The 15,675-nt window shown below is 69.5% G+C and carries 13 protein-coding genes and 2 pseudogenes; 5 read left to right on the forward strand and 10 right to left on the reverse strand.

What is annotated here, in order from left to right; all coding sequences use genetic code 11:
* Positions 1 to 166: 166 nt before the first annotated feature.
* The 3 genes and pseudogenes from folP to FPZ41_RS04380 all read right to left on the reverse strand — a co-directional run.
* Positions 167 to 958: pseudogene (gene folP, locus FPZ41_RS04370) on the reverse strand (dihydropteroate synthase); the annotation flags it as partial.
* A gap of 128 nt (positions 959 to 1,086) precedes the next feature.
* Positions 1,087 to 1,947 carry a class III extradiol dioxygenase subunit beta gene (locus tag FPZ41_RS04375; RefSeq protein ID WP_152859294.1) on the reverse strand — a complete coding sequence of 287 codons (861 nt, stop codon included), beginning with the start codon at positions 1,945 to 1,947 and terminating at the stop codon, positions 1,087 to 1,089.
* On the reverse strand, positions 1,940 to 2,299 hold the full coding sequence (locus FPZ41_RS04380) for a protocatechuate 3,4-dioxygenase (protein WP_152859296.1): 360 nt from the start codon (positions 2,297 to 2,299) through the stop codon (positions 1,940 to 1,942). Before FPZ41_RS04380 ends, FPZ41_RS04375 begins: the two co-directional genes overlap by 8 nt.
* A 281-nt stretch (positions 2,300 to 2,580) precedes the next feature.
* On the opposite strand from FPZ41_RS04380, the gene ligM reads away from it, so the two are divergent.
* Positions 2,581 to 3,984 (forward strand): vanillate/3-O-methylgallate O-demethylase, encoded by a 1,404-nt coding sequence (gene ligM / locus FPZ41_RS04385; RefSeq protein WP_152859297.1) that lies wholly within the window; start codon positions 2,581 to 2,583, stop codon positions 3,982 to 3,984.
* Between the two features lie 110 nt (positions 3,985 to 4,094).
* Here the strand turns inward: ligM and FPZ41_RS04390 are convergent, their stop codons facing one another.
* Both FPZ41_RS04390 and FPZ41_RS47905 read right to left on the reverse strand, forming a co-directional pair.
* The gene (locus FPZ41_RS04390; protein WP_322619813.1) at positions 4,095 to 4,781 is read right to left on the reverse strand and encodes a response regulator transcription factor; all 687 of its coding nucleotides are present in this window, start codon (positions 4,779 to 4,781) and stop codon (positions 4,095 to 4,097) included.
* Complete coding sequence (locus tag FPZ41_RS47905; protein ID WP_228022452.1) at positions 4,778 to 4,930, reverse strand: hypothetical protein; 153 nt, start codon at positions 4,928 to 4,930, stop codon at positions 4,778 to 4,780. Before FPZ41_RS47905 ends, FPZ41_RS04390 begins: the two co-directional genes overlap by 4 nt.
* A gap of 589 nt (positions 4,931 to 5,519) precedes the next feature.
* Here FPZ41_RS47905 and FPZ41_RS04395 point away from each other — a divergent pair.
* The gene (locus FPZ41_RS04395; RefSeq protein WP_194235982.1) at positions 5,520 to 6,167 is read left to right on the forward strand and encodes a sulfatase family protein; all 648 of its coding nucleotides are present in this window, start codon (positions 5,520 to 5,522) and stop codon (positions 6,165 to 6,167) included.
* A 295-nt stretch (positions 6,168 to 6,462) separates the two neighbouring features.
* Positions 6,463 to 7,248, forward strand: a complete 786-nt coding sequence (locus FPZ41_RS04400; protein ID WP_152859299.1) for a hypothetical protein — start codon at positions 6,463 to 6,465, stop codon at positions 7,246 to 7,248.
* A gap of 262 nt (positions 7,249 to 7,510) precedes the next feature.
* Here the strand turns inward: FPZ41_RS04400 and FPZ41_RS49790 are convergent, their stop codons facing one another.
* The 5 genes and pseudogenes from FPZ41_RS49790 to FPZ41_RS04420 form a co-directional block, all read right to left on the reverse strand.
* Positions 7,511 to 7,918 carry a YybH family protein gene (locus FPZ41_RS49790; protein ID WP_322619829.1) on the reverse strand — a complete coding sequence of 136 codons (408 nt, stop codon included), beginning with the start codon at positions 7,916 to 7,918 and terminating at the stop codon, positions 7,511 to 7,513.
* 36 nt (positions 7,919 to 7,954) lie between these two features.
* Positions 7,955 to 8,347, reverse strand: a pseudogene (locus FPZ41_RS49795) (nuclear transport factor 2 family protein); the annotation flags it as partial.
* Positions 8,348 to 8,607: 260 nt separating this feature from the next.
* A complete protein-coding gene (locus tag FPZ41_RS04410; RefSeq protein ID WP_152859303.1) occupies positions 8,608 to 9,768 on the reverse strand; it encodes an NAD-dependent formate dehydrogenase in 1,161 nt (386 codons plus the stop codon).
* 105 nt (positions 9,769 to 9,873) lie between these two features.
* Positions 9,874 to 10,806, reverse strand: a complete 933-nt coding sequence (locus tag FPZ41_RS04415) for a LysR family transcriptional regulator (protein ID WP_152859305.1) — start codon at positions 10,804 to 10,806, stop codon at positions 9,874 to 9,876.
* A 119-nt stretch (positions 10,807 to 10,925) separates the two neighbouring features.
* Entirely contained in the window at positions 10,926 to 11,663 is a 738-nt protein-coding gene (locus FPZ41_RS04420) for a uracil-DNA glycosylase (RefSeq protein WP_152859307.1), read from the reverse strand.
* A gap of 261 nt (positions 11,664 to 11,924) precedes the next feature.
* On the opposite strand from FPZ41_RS04420, the gene FPZ41_RS04425 reads away from it, so the two are divergent.
* Positions 11,925 to 12,287: a DUF488 domain-containing protein gene (locus FPZ41_RS04425; protein WP_152859309.1), complete on the forward strand. Its 363-nt coding sequence runs from the start codon at positions 11,925 to 11,927 to the stop codon at positions 12,285 to 12,287.
* A 488-nt stretch (positions 12,288 to 12,775) separates the two neighbouring features.
* Positions 12,776 to 15,634 carry a carbohydrate binding domain-containing protein gene (locus FPZ41_RS04430; RefSeq protein ID WP_322619814.1) on the forward strand — a complete coding sequence of 953 codons (2,859 nt, stop codon included), beginning with the start codon at positions 12,776 to 12,778 and terminating at the stop codon, positions 15,632 to 15,634.
* Positions 15,635 to 15,675: the final 41 nt, after the last annotated feature.

The following is a 15,675-nucleotide window of genomic DNA, read 5'->3' on the forward strand; positions in this document are numbered from 1 at the left end:
CCACACCCAGGCACTTCTCCGCCTGGCCCGCCAACGGATCAACGTGCTGTTCGCGATGCTCCGCGACAGCACCTTCTACGAACCCAGAACCCCACGCCTCGCTTGACGAAAGACATAGAGGCACCCCCCCCCACCAGGCCGGCCGGGCGCGCTCGCTGTCGGCCGGTCGAGCCTGGCCGAGGGCCGACACCACGCGGACCGCGTCCGCCGATGCGGCCACGTCGTGCACGCGGACGCCCCACGCCCCGGCCCGTGCGGCAATCACGGTCGTCGCGAGCGTGGCGGCATCCCGGCCGGTCGCAGGACGCTGGATGCGGTCACCGAAGAGAGCGTCACCCAGGAAGTGCTTGCGTGAGGCTCCCACCAGAACGGGAAAGCCGAGGTCGACCAGTTCGCCGAGATCCGCGAGCAGACTCCAGTTCTGCCCGCCCCGCTTGGCGAATCCCAGTCCCGGGTCGAGGATCAGCTGGTCGGGGCGGACGCCGGCTTCCACGGCAGCGTGCACCCGCATCATCAGCTCGACCGAGACCTCGCGCACGACATCGTGGTACACGGCGGCGGCGTACATGTCGCGGCTCGCGCCTCGGGAGTGGTTGAGCACCCACGGCACCCCGGCGGCCGCCACGACCCGTGCCATGGCGGGGTCGGCCAGGCCTCCGCTGACGTCGTTGACCAGGACGGCCCCCGCGGCCACAGCGGCGTCGGCCACCGCGGCCCGTGTGGTGTCGATGCTGACCGGGACACCGGCCGCCACCAGTTCACGCACGACGGGGACGACACGCTTCAACTCGTCGGCGAGATCCACGCGGTCGGCGCCCGGGCGGGTGGACTCCCCGCCGACGTCGACACAGTCGGCGCCGGCGCCTCGGAGGGCGAGTCCGTGCGTCACCGCCGCGTCCGTCGTGACGTACAGGCCACCGTCGGAGAAGGAGTCCGGGGTGACGTTGACGACTCCCATCACCTGACAGCGCTCGGCGAAGGCGGGGACATCGCCCTCATCGGTGGCGGACCGCAACCGCCCGGGAATGTGGACCGACACCGACAGGGCTCCTCCGTGAATGCGGGGTGACAACGGCGCGACACCGATCAGCGGGCGGGCCGCGTGGTGGTGTTCTCGAACAGCGCCAGACCGGCCGCGGTGTTGGAGGCAGGCACGTGGTACGCCGAGTGGACCTTGCGGACCTCGGCGTTCATCGCTCCGCGCATGACCAGCCACATGATCAGCTCGATGCCTTCGGAGCCCGCCTGGCGGATGTAGTCCTCCCGGCTCAGCGCCGCGAGTTTCTCCGGGTCCTTCTCGATCGCTTCGAGGAACATGTGGTCGAAGCTGGGGTTGATGAACCCGGCTCGCTGGCCCGCGAGTTGGTGCGACATCCCGCCGGTGCCGAGAATCCCGACGGTTCTCGCCCCGCCGTAGCCGGCGATGGCCCGCCCGAGGGCCTGGCCGAGCGCGTAGCAGCGTGCCGCGGTCGGCTGCGGGTAGCGGATGACGTTGACCATGATCGGGACGACCGGGCAGGGCCAGGCGTCGCGGGGCTCCGGCGTCCAGACGGACAACGGCACGGTGAAGCCGTGGTCGACGTCGAGTTCGGAGAACACCGTCAGGTCGAAGCCGTCGTCCATCAGCTGGTGCAGAAGGTGGAAGGAGAAGTCGGGGTCCCCCACGACGTCCGGGACCGGGCGACGGCCGAAGCCCTCGTCGGCGACCTGGTACCTCTCCGCGGTGCCGATGGCGAACGTCGGGACGATGTCGAGGTCGACCCCGTTGGCGTGGTCGTTGTAGACGAGGATCGCGACATCCGGCGTGCGCTCCGCGAGCCACTCCCGCGCCGGCCGGTATCCCTCGAACAGCGGCGCCCACACCGGCTCCGCGGTCATGCCGCGGTCCATCGCCGCTCCGATCGACGGCACGTGCGACGTGGCCAGTCCCCAGATCACCTCAGACATCGGTACGCCCTCCCGCCAGCATCTCGGCCTTGAAGTCCGCCTCGGACATCCCGGTGAACACACCGCCGAGGTACTGCATGGACAGCCCGTCCATCAACGCGAGCTTGTAGATGTAGAAGATGCTGCCGCCGAGATCGAGCATCGCCTGCCAGTCACGACCGAGAACCGCGGTGGTCTGCTCCTCGGAGAGGCCGAAGCGCCGGCAGTAGCCGGCCTGGTCGGCGAGGAACTCCGCGCGGGCGTCTTCCTTGCGCAGCGACATGAACAGCTTGTTCATATGGTGCCCGCGGCGGCTCGTCGGACCGTCGAAGACATAGGTCCCGGGCAGGTCCGGCCTGCTCTGGCTGGTCATGTGGTGCTCCCTGGCTAGGGCCGCGCGATGCGCCGCCAGTGGTTTGCTCCGACCGTAGAGCGCGAGATTCCGCCCGCCATCGCCCAGTTGTCGCGACCACCGGGCGACGACCTGTCGCATGCGGTGCACGACAAATGACGTACCGGCGGCCGGCTACGTCAAATGACCCGGAGGCACCGGCCGCCCCGGTCGTTCCGCTTCCGCCATTCCTCACTGCCGCCGCGCCGGGTCGGTCCCTAGCGTCGGACGGAGGATTCGCGACTTCAGAACGGGTGGCACCTATGAGCGCCAAGAACCTGCAGGACCTGCTGGACCAGACGGGCAACACCGTCGATCTGCTTCGAAACTCCCAGCTCGGGGCCTACATCTACCCGGTTGTGCCGGCGGAGTTCACCAATTTCCGCCGCGAGGTGACGGCCTGGCAGAAGACGGCCGTGCTGTTCGACCAGTCGCACCACATGGTCAACCTGTGGGTGTCCGGCCCGGACGCGCTGAAGCTGTTCACCGACACCGGCATCAACAGCACCGCGAAGTTCCCGGTCGACTCGGCCAAGCAGTTCGTGCCGGTGTCCCCCGAGGGCGGTGTGATCGGCGACGGCATCCTGTTCCGGCTCGCCGAGGAGGAGTTCGTCTTCGTGGGACGCGCCCCGGTCGCCAACTGGCTGATGTTCAAGGGCGGGCAGGGCTACAACCTCGACATCCGGTTCGACGACCGCTCCCCGTCGCGCCCCTACGGCAAGCAGGTCAACCGTGACGTCTGGCGCTTCCAGATCCAGGGCCCGCGCGCCTGGGAGGTGATCGAGAAGGTCAACGGCGGTTCCGTCGAGCAGGTCAAGTTCTTCAAGATGGGCTACATGAACATCGCGGGGGAACGGATCCGCACCCTGCGCCACGGTATGGCCGGAGCACCCGGGCTGGAGATCTGGGGATCGTACGAGACCTACGACAAGGTCCGCGACGCCATCCTCGAAGCCGGACGGGAGTTCGGCCTCGAACCGGCCGGAGCCCGCGCCTACTCCTGCAACACGCTCGAGTCGGGCTGGATCCCGTCGCCGCTGCCCGCGATCTACACCTCGGAGGAGCTGCGCCCGTACCGCGAGTCGCTCGGTGCCAACAGCTACGAGGCGATCAACGCGCTGGCGGGCAGCTTCGTCTCCGACAGCATCGAGGACTACTACCTCAACCCGTGGGAGCTCGGCTACGGCGGGTTCGTCAAGTTCGACCACGACTTCGTGGGCCGCAGCGCGCTGGAGGCCATCGACCCGGCCACCCAGCGCCGCAAGGTCACCCTCGCCTGGAACGCCGAGGACGTCGCCAAGCTCCTCGCCTCCCCGCTCGCCACCGACGGCCCCCGCTACCAGTTCTTCGACCTGCCCAACGCCAACTACGGCTCGTCGAACTTCGACGCGGTGCAGGACGCCGACGGCAACACCGTCGGGCTGTCGCTGTTCACGGGCTACAGCGCCAACGAGCGCAAGGCCCTGTCGCTGGCCACGGTCAACCCCGACGTCCCGCTCGGCGCCGAGGTCAAGGTCATCTGGGGTGAGCCGAACGGCGGCTCGAAGAAGACCACCGTCGAGCCGCACGAGCAGTTCGCCGTCCGCGCCATCGTGAGCCCTGCCCCGTACGCCGCCATGGCCCGCGATGCCTACCAGCCGGGGTGGCGCACCGCCGTCTCCGTCTGAGACCCACGACCAGCCAGGGTGCCGGTCTCCCTGAGGGGGTCGGTCTCCCCGAGGGGGTCGGCATCGTCCGTCTCCGCGCCCCGGTTCTCCTCACAGGCGCAGAATTCGAGTCAGCCCTGCGGTGGCACGAGCCCTTTCCGTACCGCGACGAGCGCGGCCTGGGTGCGGGATGTGAGCTGGAGTTTGCGCAGGACGTTGCTGACGTGCGTCCGTGCGGTGCGCTCGCTGATGACGAGCTCGTCGGCGATCTCCTGGTTGGAACGTCCCTGGGCGACGAGGATGAGGACGTCGCGTTCACGGCTGGTCAGCGCACCGATACCGGTCGGCGGCGACACGATCTCCCGGGTGAGCTGGCGGGCGATCGCTGGGTCGAGGAACACCTCGCCGGTCGCTGCCGCGCGGATCGCGGCGACGACCTCGTCCGGTTCGGCGTCCTTGAGCAGATAGCCCGACGCACCGTTGGCCAGCGCGGCGTGCACCCGCTCCATCTCTCCGAAGCTCGTCAGAACCACGACCTTCACACTCGGATACTGCTGGGTGATGCGCGCCGTCACCGCCACGCCGTCCATCTTGGGCATCAGCAGGTCGACCACGGCGACGTCCGGCAGTTCGTCGTAGGGGGCCATGGCCGCCAGCCGGTCCAGGGCCTCCTGGCCGTTGCCGGCCTCGGCGGCCACCTGTAGGTCGTCGAGCAGCTCGAGGTAGGCGCGGATACCACGGCGGACGACGGCGTGGTCGTCGACGATCAGGATCCGGATCGCTGTCCTGTTCGGAGCCGGCTCGGTCGGGGCGTTCACGGTGTCGGGTCCTCCGTCGGTTCGTCGAGCTGGTCGGGCTGCGAGAGCGAGGCATGGGGTACGAGAACCGGTAGCGGGACCACCGCACACGCCCTGCGGATGCCCCTGCCGGCGTCGGCCATGATCACGGCGAAGGCGTGGTCCCGCACGCCCTTGCGGATGGTGACCCGGATCGCCTCGGCGCGCCCGCCCGACGACGGCCTGGATGGTCACCGCCGGCCCCAGCTGGTTCGATGCCGTCGGCCGGAGCTCGTGAACCATGGCACGCAGGTCGGCGAGGACGGTCTGGGTCAACACTCCGAACACTCCGACCTCGTCGGCGAAGAGTGGCACACTTTCGGCCGGTGCGCTATCGGCACGGCTTCCCGGCATGACGGCCGACTCGGCCTGCATCCCGATGGAGAACACCTGCCGCACGATCGAGTCGAGCTGTGTGAACAGCCCATCGGAGTCGATCACGATGATGGCACCTGGACCCCCGACACTGCAGACCGTCGGGACAGCATGCCCATGGTCACGCTCCGCCGTCATCCGGCTCACGGCACATTCCCCGTACGTCATCCGTCGTGGGCGCACGGAGACGAGTGGCCGAGGCCATCGGTCTTGAGTCTTTGATTCGCTGATGACGTCCGGCGAGGCGTTCGAGGATCCCGTCTGCGGTCCCCACCCGGACAAACGGTCGTAGATCTTCATTCCCCAGCTTGATCCAGGCGCAGCTGTCCGCCTCAGGCACGCACGTTGCACGCGCATGCCAACGAGGCCGTACAGCGTGTACCGCTGGTCGTGTACTGGCCCGGCGTCACGGACAACCTGCCCGCCGACGAGCGGCGTTGCGATGCGCTCCTGTACAACATCGACCTCGCGCCCACGCTGTGCGAGCTGCTCGACCTGCCGGTCCCGTCCGGCTGGCAGGGCACGTCGTTCGCAGGCGCCGTACGGGGCGAGGAGATCCCGTCGCGGCCCTACCTGGTGCTGGGGCACGGCGCGCACACCTACCAGCGCTCGGTGCGCACCCGCGACCATCTCTACATCCGCACCTACCATCCAGGCGCGTACCGGCTGGAATGGGAACAACTGTACGGCGTCACCGAGGATCCGCACCTCACGACCGACCTGCTGGAGGCCGAGCCCGAGCTGGCCGCGCAGATGCGCACGCATCTCGCCGAGTGGTGGCACACCTACGCGGGACGGCCCGGCGCGCTGCCCGACCCCATGCAGTCCACACTCCAGGTGGGGCCGACCGGCTACAACGATCCGCAGGAGTACGCCGAGCACCTCCGAGCCACCGGCAGGGCGCACCTCGCGGACGATCTGCTGGAGCGCCTGGCGACCGCCACCGGCGCGCCCCCGGTGTCCTGGCACGCCCCACAACACACGGTGGCCTGACCGGGGCGGGAAACCCCTGACCCGCCTGCGGCGCCCGAACTGCCCCGTTCCTACGGGCCCTGCCGTCTCCTCCAGCCGGGCCGGCCACGCAACCGGCCCACTGCGCTGGGGCCCGCCAGCCCGCGTCGCTGAGGGGGTGGCTGAAGCCCTGGTCGGAGATGAGCTGGGCGGCCCGCGGTGCGGCGGCAATCCTGGACTTCATCGTCTCGCCCCTCTCCCTTGGCTGACGGGCCACGTCGTCTGCTCAGGATCAGGCTGTTCGCATGACACCCGCACCAGCAAGAGAGACCGCCTTATGGAACGACGCGCCTTCGCCGCCGCACTGTCCGCTGCCGCCGCAGCTCCCCTGCTGATCGGCGCCGCGCCGGGCCGTTCCGAGCACCAGGTGAGCCCCCAGGCAGACGCGCACCTTCAGCGCGAGATGCTGAAGGTGCTGGCGGCGGTGCTCCAGGACCCCGACACGGCCCGGACCGTGGTCCCCTGGATCCTTGACATCGGATTCGACTGGGCCCCGGCCACCGCGCCGGTGGACCAACTCGACTTCATCGTCGCCTACTCCTTCGGCAACCGGCCGCCGGCCAACGGCGGCGACCCGACCAGGGTGCTTGCCGAACCGGGGCCGATGAACGAGCAACTCGCCGACGTGGTTGCCGAGATCAGGGCGGTGCGGACTCTGCCGGTCTACGCCCAGTGGGAGATCGCGCACTTCCTCACCACCAAGCACGGGCTGGACCAGGTGACCGCGATCGAGCCGGTGATCGCTGCCGACGGCACGATCACCTATCTGAGTACCGATGGCGTCGCCGCCCAGGTGGCCGAGTTGCGCAAGGCCGCGTCCGGCGGGATCGGGACGGCCGGCGTGGTCGGCTGGCGGGACCACATCAAGCGTTGCGTGCTCACCACCAAGGGCCGGGGCATGACCGCGTTCGCACCGGAAGGCTTCACCATGCCGGACACCTACGACCCCGAGTCCGGGCAGCCTTGGACCCGGCGCCGCGACCTGTACCTGATGCACGACATGTCGGCGCAGTGGACCATGAAGCGGACTCAGCTGATCGCCGAGCTGTATCCCAACGGCTGAGCCTGTCCGGCGCGAGGAAGGAAAGGAAGAGACCAGCCTCGCGGGGCGGTGAGGTCTCTTCCTCTCCGGTTCGTCCGCAGCCGCGCGCCGGACCATTCCCGGGCCGATCGCTGTCGGCAGGACCGCAAGCCTCCATCGTCACGGCCACCGTTCTGCGCTTGCCGCGCCGGCGCGACCAGCCGCCTCGACTGCGGAGCACCAACATGCAGTTCCCTCGGCAGTGTTTCCACGGATACCGGTCGTGTCGGCGGGCGCTCATGTGTCAGGGGCTCAGGTCGGTCTTCGTCTCACCGGTCTCCGGGGCGTAGGGGTAGGAGACATGCTGGTGGATCATTTGCCACTCGCCGCCGCGTCGCTGGAGTACCCGGGTGCCCCGTGACCAGGTGCTGTCGGTTGTCCCGTCCTCCATCTCGCCGGTCATGTGGTTCAGACCCCAGACAACCGCGAGGTCGTCGCGGATCAGCACCTTCATCTCGGGCACGTCCCAGGTCACCCCACCTGGCGCCGATTCCAGTCCCGCGCGGCAGACCTCACGCACCCGGTCCCGGCCGATGTACTGCAGGGGCGCGTCGTGCTCGTAGGAGACGATGTCCTCAGCGATATGGGCCATCAGCCCGTCCAGGTCCTTCGCGGCGGTGCGCTCGAACCAGTGCTGGTGCACCGCACGCACCTCGCGCTCGGCCTGGGCCTGTTCGTCCGGGCCGTGGAGGTCGGGGAAGGAGTGGTGCTCGTGCGCCACCACCCAGCGTCCCCCCTCCTTGCGCAGTCCCAACGTGAGCCGCATCCGGAGATCAGGCTGATCGGCAAGCTCCTCCTCGGTGCCGCAGCGCAGCAGCGCGAAGGCGAAGGCGACGTCCTCGCCCGCCGTGACCTCCAGCTCCTCGATCTCGAAGCAGGCGCCTTGCGCCTGCCAGGTGAAAAACGGCGGCCAGACCTCCCGGTACGCGTCAAGGCCCCGCACCCCCTCGTACGGCGGCGGCACATCGAACATCACGATGTCGTCGGCGTGGTCTGCCGTGACCACGTTCAGGGCGCCCTGATGCACGGCCGCCGCCCACCGCTCGATCAGGTCGCGGATCTGCTCAGTGTCGTCGGACATACCGATCGCGGTTCCTTTCACTGCCGTAGTCGCGCCGGAACGCGAGGGACGAGCCTGTGCTGCTCGCCTCCCTACACGTAGACCGGTGCCGGGCAGGAAACTCATCGCGGGCACCGTGTCGCAAGATCCTGCGGAACCACGGCGGCAAGGACAGGTAGGGACGGAGGCCACCGCCCAGGTGAAGTCGACGAGCGTGCGCATCGGCCGCTGCTGAGCGGAGCGGGACGAGCCGGGCCGGGGCGGACGGCGGCCTCCGTGGGTCACTTGTTGACCGAGTACGAGTGGGCGCCTGCTCCGGCCAGGGCTCCCTCGTCGACGATGAGGTACTCGTCGCGGATCGGACGCCCGGTCAGCCAGGACTCCAGGATTTCGCGGGTGCCGGCCGCGTAGCGGGCCTGGGCGGACAGGGACGAGCCGGAGATGTGCGGGGTCATGCCGTGGTGCGGCATGGTGCGCCAGGGGTGGTCGGCGGGGGCCGGCTGCGGGTACCAGACGTCACCGGCGTAGCCCGCCAACTGACCGCTGCGCAGGGCGCGGTCCACGGCGTCGCGGTCGACGATCTTCGCCCGTGCGGTGTTGATGAGGTAGGCGCCGCGCCTCATCGTGGCCAGCAATTCGTCGCCGAACAGGCCCTCGGTCTCGGGGTGCAGCGGCGCGTTGATCGTCACGACGTCGCAGTGCGGCACCATGTCGGCCGTGCTCTCGTGGAAGACGAGCCCCAACTCGCGCTCGACGTCCTCGGGCAGCCGGTAGCGGTCGGTGTAGTGCAGCTTGACGTCGAAGGGGGCGAGGCGGCGCAGTACGGCCAACCCGATCCGCCCGGCGGCCACCGTGCCGACGTGCATGCCCTCCAGGTCGTACGAGCGGGCCACACAGTCCGCGATGTTCCAGCCACCGTCCAGGACCACCTGGTGGGAGGGCAGGTAGTTCCGCACGAGGGACAGCGTCATCATCACCACGTGCTCGGCGACGCTGATGCTGTTGCAGTACGTCACCTCCGCGACCGTCACCCCGTGCGCGATCGCGGCGTCGAGGTCGACGTGGTCGGAGCCGATGCCCGCGGTGACGGCCAGTTTGAGGTTCTTCGCGGCGGCGAGACGGTCCGCGGTGAGGTACGCCGGCCAGAACGGCTGCGAGATCACGACGTCCGCGTCGGGCAGTTCACGGTCGAACACAGACCCGTCGCCGTCCTTGTCGGAGGTGACGACGAGGGTGTGGCCCGCCTTCTCCAGGAAGCCGCGCAGGCCGAGTTCGCCGGAGACGCTGCCGAGCAGGTGGCCCGGGGTGAAGTCGATCGTCTCGGGGGTGGGGGTGGTCTGGCCGCCGGGGTAGTGGTCGATCGTGGGGAGGTCGTCGCGGGCGTACGTGGTCGGGTATCCGTCGGTGGGGTCGTCGTACAGGACGCAGAGCACCTTGGCCATGTCGCGGCTCCTCAACTGGCGTTGCGGGAAGGTGCGGTTCACGATCCACGGGATCGTTCGCGCTGGTCAAAGCGATCCTTGCTATGCCCTCATAGCCCGCTTCTATCAGCTGCGTCCACCTAGGTAGGAGTGCAGCAGCTCGTCCAGCGCGTCCCGGACGCCCGCCTCCCGCGCCACCGTCACCAGGGCCTCGGCGAGCACCGACTCGGGTTCGCTGCGCGCCACGACCAGCCCGACGCGCGGCCCGTGCGCCGCCCCCGTCAGCGGCACCACCCGCATGCCTTCCGGCACCCCGAACATGTGGAGCCAGGCGTGCGAGATGACGCTGGACCAGCGGCCACCGGGCAGATGGGCGTAGAGCCCGGCGACGCTGTCCGTTTCGATCGCGGGGGCGGCGGTGGCGCCGTCGGCGGCGAAGCACTCGTCGATGATCCGCCGGTTGCGCATCCTCGGGGAGAGAAGGCACAGGGGCAGGGCCGCGGCCTGCGACCACCGGGCCGTGTCGGACGCGCCCAGCGGGCCGTCGACCGGGGTGAGGAGCATGTACCGCTCCTCGTAGAGCGGGAAGCGTCGGACCTGGCGCAATGTGTCGTCGTCCAGGTAGGTCATCGCCGCGTCCAGCTCGAACTCGGCCAGTCCGTGCGTGATCTGTGCCGACGACAGCGACTCCAGGGTCACTCCGGCGCGCGGATGGCGTTCGCAGAACGGGGTGGTCAGCAGGGAGGCCACCGGCAGCGCCGTCGGTACGACGCCGAGGCGCAGCGTACCGGTCAACCCGCCGCGCAGCGCCGACAGTTCCTGCCGCAGCGCGTCCCCTTCGGCCAGGATCCGGTGCGCCCACGCCAGCACCACCTCGCCTTCGGGCGTCAGCCCTTCGTAGCGCCTGCCCCGCCGCACGATCGGTACGTCGAGTTCGTGTTCGAGCCGGCGTATCGCGGCGGACAGCGATGGCTGCGAGACGTAACAGGCGGCTGCGGCGCGGGCGAAGTGGCGTTCGCGGGCGAGTGCGACGAGGTACTCCAACTGACGCAGCAGCATGCACGGCCTCCGTGGGACAAGGGACGGCTGGGGTTCGAGGGTGCCGACGTACAGCATCGGTCAGGCCGCGCGCAGGTGAGGGTGAGTCCAAGGACCGTGCGCCGCCGGGCGGACGCACATCAGGCGCCGGGCGGCGGGCCGGGGCGCTGCCCGGCCGGCAGTCCGGCGAGGTCGGCGCCGCGGCGCAGTACGTCGCGGAGCATGGTGGGGGTGAGGGTGCGGGTGAACAGGTTGCGCCGGCTGGGGTGGTAGCAGCCCAGCAGGTGCAGTTGCCGCTCGTCGCCGGGACCGGCAATCAGTACGTGCGCACCGTGCCCGAAGTCCGGTCGCGGACGGGGCACTTGCCATCCCGCTTCCGCCAGCACCGGCAGCAGCGCGTGCCACGCGAAGGCGCCGAGTACCAGGACGGCCCGCAAGCTGGGACGCAACAACTCCAGTTCGCGGGCGAGCCAGGGGCGGCAGGTGTCCCGCTCGGTGGTGGTCGGCTGGTTGGCGGGCGGCGCGCAGTGCACCGGCACGGTGATCCGCACCCCGTACAGCTCCATCCCGTCGCCGCGGTGCGTGGCGGTCGGCTGGGAGGCCAGCCCGATGTCGTACAGCGCGGCATAGAGCGCGTCGCCGGCCGGGTCGCCGGTGAAGATGCGCCCGGTGCGGTTGCCGCCGTGCGCGGCCGGCGCAAGCCCGATGATCGCAAGGGGAGCGTCCGGCGGGCCGAAGCCGGGCACCGGCCTGGCCCAGTACTCCCAGTCCCTGAAGGTCCGGCGCTTGACGCGCGCGGTCTCCTCCCGCCAGGCCACCAACCGCGGGCAGGCCCGGCATGCGGCCACCGCCGCGTCCAGATCCCGGACCGTGTTCATCGAGGGAGCCGTGCGCGCGGGAAAGTCGCGTGACTCCGGCGGGACGTCTGCCGGGCATGCCGTCGCACCTCCTCGACACCGGGATGCGGGCCGTTGTCGATGCCGCCCGTACCGGGCACTCGTGAGGGCCACTCCGGGAGCGGTCGGCTCGCCCGAGAAGTCCCCGATAAACTGGTTGAGTCTGATTCCGTTTCGCGGCGGGGGGCCGAGCCGTCCAGCAGCTCAGGCCGAGCCGACCGATCGATCTGGAAGGGCACTCCCATGGCCAAACAGATCACGTATCGCAGAGTCTACGAGGAGACCTCGCCTCAGGACGGTAAACGTGTGCTCGTCGACCGGGTCTGGCCACGCGGCATGCGCAAGGAAGACGCGCATCTGGACGAGTGGCTCCGTGACGTCGCCCCGTCGACCGAACTACGCAAATGGTACAGCCACGAACCGAGCCGCTTCACCGAGTTCCGCCGCCGCTACTTTGCGGAACTGCGGGATTCCGGGCATCGGCAGGCCGCGGAGCATCTGCGTGATCTCGCCACGCAGGACAAGCTCCTGCTGCTGACCGCCACCAAGGACGTGGACCACAGCCAGGCCGCCGTACTCGCCGAGTGGCTGACCAGGAAGCGGTGACGGACACGCTTCCATGCCGCCAGGCCAGTAACCGTTTACGGTCGGATCGTAGAACGGGCAGGTGAGGTCGGGTAAGGCAGTTGAACCACATCGCCACCCCGAGCTTCCCATCGAGTCTGCGGTACGGGGCCTGAACTGCCTGTATTCAGCGGAGACTGTGGCCGCACAGGCCTTCCCTGCGAGCCGAAGTTCAGTCGTGCACGGCCATTGACCGGCCCACACCCCTCTCATTAGCGTGGAATACGTTTACTGCACCGGACATCGGACATCGGACGCCGGCCGCCGCCCGCTGCCCACCGCCCACCAGGTCCAGCGCCGAGTCGGCAAGCGGACTCGGCGCTGCCCGCCTCCCTCTCCTGTCCCTGCCCGACCGGGCCGACGGTTCGTTCGCCGCGGCAGGGGTGGCTGCCACACCCGCACCGAGCCGTATCGCCCCCGCAGGCCTCCTCTCTTGCTGCCGTCCCGCAGAGCCGAAAGGAACATCCACCGTGTTCGAGTCTCTCCAGCGCAGATCCCTTCTCAAGATGGCCGCGGGCACGGCAGCCACGGGATGGCTGTGGCGGGGCGGCACCGCCCAGGCCGCCGCCACGACCGGCACCGCTATGACCGGCGCCGTCACCAACACCGGTCCCCTCGACACGCTCGTCTTCGGGGACACCGCGTCGGAGAGCGCGCACGGTCTGACCGCGACCCTCTCCGACGTCGTCCCGGGCGGACTCGGCCAGGCAGCCCGTGTGCTCAACGCCCCTCAGACCGCCGGCTTCTGGGGCGGCACGCTGTCGGCGACGATGGCCTGCAAGCCCAGGGGCGTCACCTACATCACCATCAAGCTGTGGGGTTCGGAGAGCGGCGCGGACCTCGGCCGGCTGCAACTGTTCGCCGAGGGCAGGCAGGTCGGCCACTACCACCTGGGCGCCGTCGACCCCCTCGACATCGCGAGCGATGATCCGCGTACCCCGGAGCGGTTCTACTTCCACACACTGCCCCTGCCCGTCGACCTCACCGAGGGCAAGAAGGCGGTCTCCCTGGAGGTCCGCTCCATGGGCCGCATCGCCGGGTACGCGTCATCGGCCGACGAGTACTACAAGGACATGACCGGCCCGAGCCGCACGATCTACCGCCTCTACACCCACGACGAGCCGTACTTCGCCCTCGCCGCGGACGACGTCACCGGCACCATGCCGGCTCTCGCCACCCGTACCTCCCCTGGCAGCGAGGTCATCGACACGATCAACGCACGCGTCACCGCCCGGGCCGCCGCCGAGGCCGCCCGCCCCAGCGCCCAACTCGACCTGTGGTACCTGGACTTCCTCGCGCGTGCCTACGGCATGTCGTCGACGGGCGCGTACCGGCACATCGCCGTGCCGCCGCAGATCGCACGCAGTCTGGACGGCGTCTACTGGAAGTACGTCGCCGACTCCACCGTGATGACCGGCTCCAGCCAGCAGTGGATGGGCCTGGGACGTGCGGGACTTGTCCTGCTCGGCCTCGCCGACGAGCTGAAGCCGCTGCTCGACGAGCCGGTGCTCGGATCGCCGTACGGGCTCACCAACGCCGGTTTCGAGTTCGGTACCACGGGCTGGAGGTCCTCCATCTGGTCCGGCAGCGGCACCGCCTCCCGGGACACCACCGTGTACCGCACCGGCCACGCCTCGGCGAGGGTGACGGTCCCCAGCGCGGGCACGGTCGGCTACACGACCTCGGCCAAGATCCCGGTGGACCAGGGCACTTACACGTACGGCGCCTGGATCAAGACCGACGGCGTGGGCGCCGGCAGTGCCTTTCTGGACGTCCTGTTCTACGACGCGAGCGGCACGCCGGTCGGCGGCGACAACAAGGTCCACGCCTCGGCCGGTACCCACGACTGGGAGCACGTGACGACCGCCCTCACCACGCCCGGCGGCGCAACCCAGGTCACGATCAGCATCCGCCTGTCGGGCGCGGGCACCGCCTGGTTCGACGACCTGACGATGGTAAAGCCGGAGGGCTCGTCGTACGCACCGGTCATCCGCCGGGACGCCTGGACGAAGATGCTGCTGGACAGCCGCGAGTACTGGCGGCAGAACGTCCCGCAGTACACCAACCAGGCCATCATCTGCGCCATCGGCCTCTATCTCGCCGACCGCGGCCTCACCTACCTCGGTTCGGACGACGCCTGGGGCGAGAAGAAGGCCCGCGACCACATCTACCAGGCGGTCGGCCTCGTGCCCTGGCTGGGCCCGGAGAAGGCGGACGGCACCCCGACCATGCCGCTCGGCGGCTCGTACTACCAGGTCACCACGAAGGGCATCTCCAAGGAACTCGGCTACGCCGGCAACTACGGCGAACTCCAGGAGTGGCTCTCCATGGTGTACGACGCGGTCATCGGCATCGGCGGTGTCGAGGACACCACCCTGCACTCCCATCTGCTGAAGATCGCCAAGGCGCGCACCGTCTTCCACTGTCCGGCACTGGACGGCGACGGCTACAAGTCGATGCGAATGGAGGCGATCATCGGCTGGCGTGACACCGAGTACCCCGGCAAGGTCGCCTACGACGAGGGCAACAAGTGGGACGGCCACCCACTGCGCCTGGCCGCACTGCTCAAGGATCCCGACTACACCTCGTACGCCCAGCAGTCCATCACCGACAACCAGGCCTTCCACGTGCTGGAGGAGGCCGCAGGGCTCACCGCCTCCGCCCGCACCAACCTCAACCTGCTGAGCACCGCCGACGACTACGCGTACATCACCGGCGCCACGGGCAGCGGCGCCCAACTGCCCATGACGCCCGGGCAGCCCGACTTTGTCTTCTCCGACGAGGAGAACGGACTGGTCGCGGTCAAGCACGGCGACGAGATCCTGTACGCGTCGCTGTACTGGCGGGCCCGGTGGGGCGTCAACCGGCTCGCCCGCGTCCACCACATCAGCGCGGCGGGCATCGAGCGTTCGGCCACCGTCCGACAGGAGGTGAAGTACATCGCCGACGGGCGGGCCTTCACCGAACCCGACTGGGTCAACTGGGAGTTCACGGTGAACGACCTCGACATCCCGGACGGCGGTTTCAACCCGCCCGGCGACGCCCTGCACCAGGCGTACGCCGGACAGGTGCTCCCGCTGGCCAAGGCACCCGACGACGTACCGGAGCGCGACCCCGGCGTGGAGAGCCCGTACGCCGGACGCGCCTCCTTCTACCGGTGCGCGTACGGCCCGTATCTGATCGCCATGAACACCACCGCCGACCGCAGCTACACCTTCACCACGCAGGGCTTCGGCGAATCCACGAACCTGGTGACCGGGGCGAAGGTGAGCGCTGACGCCACACTGCGTGTGAAGCCGGGCACGACCGTGGTGCTGCGCAGACGCTGAGCCTGGTATCGCCGTATCGCCGTATCGCTGCGTCACTGTGC

Source organism: Streptomyces acidicola, from assembly GCF_009377235.1.
GTDB lineage: Bacteria > Actinomycetota > Actinomycetes > Streptomycetales > Streptomycetaceae > Streptomyces > Streptomyces acidicola.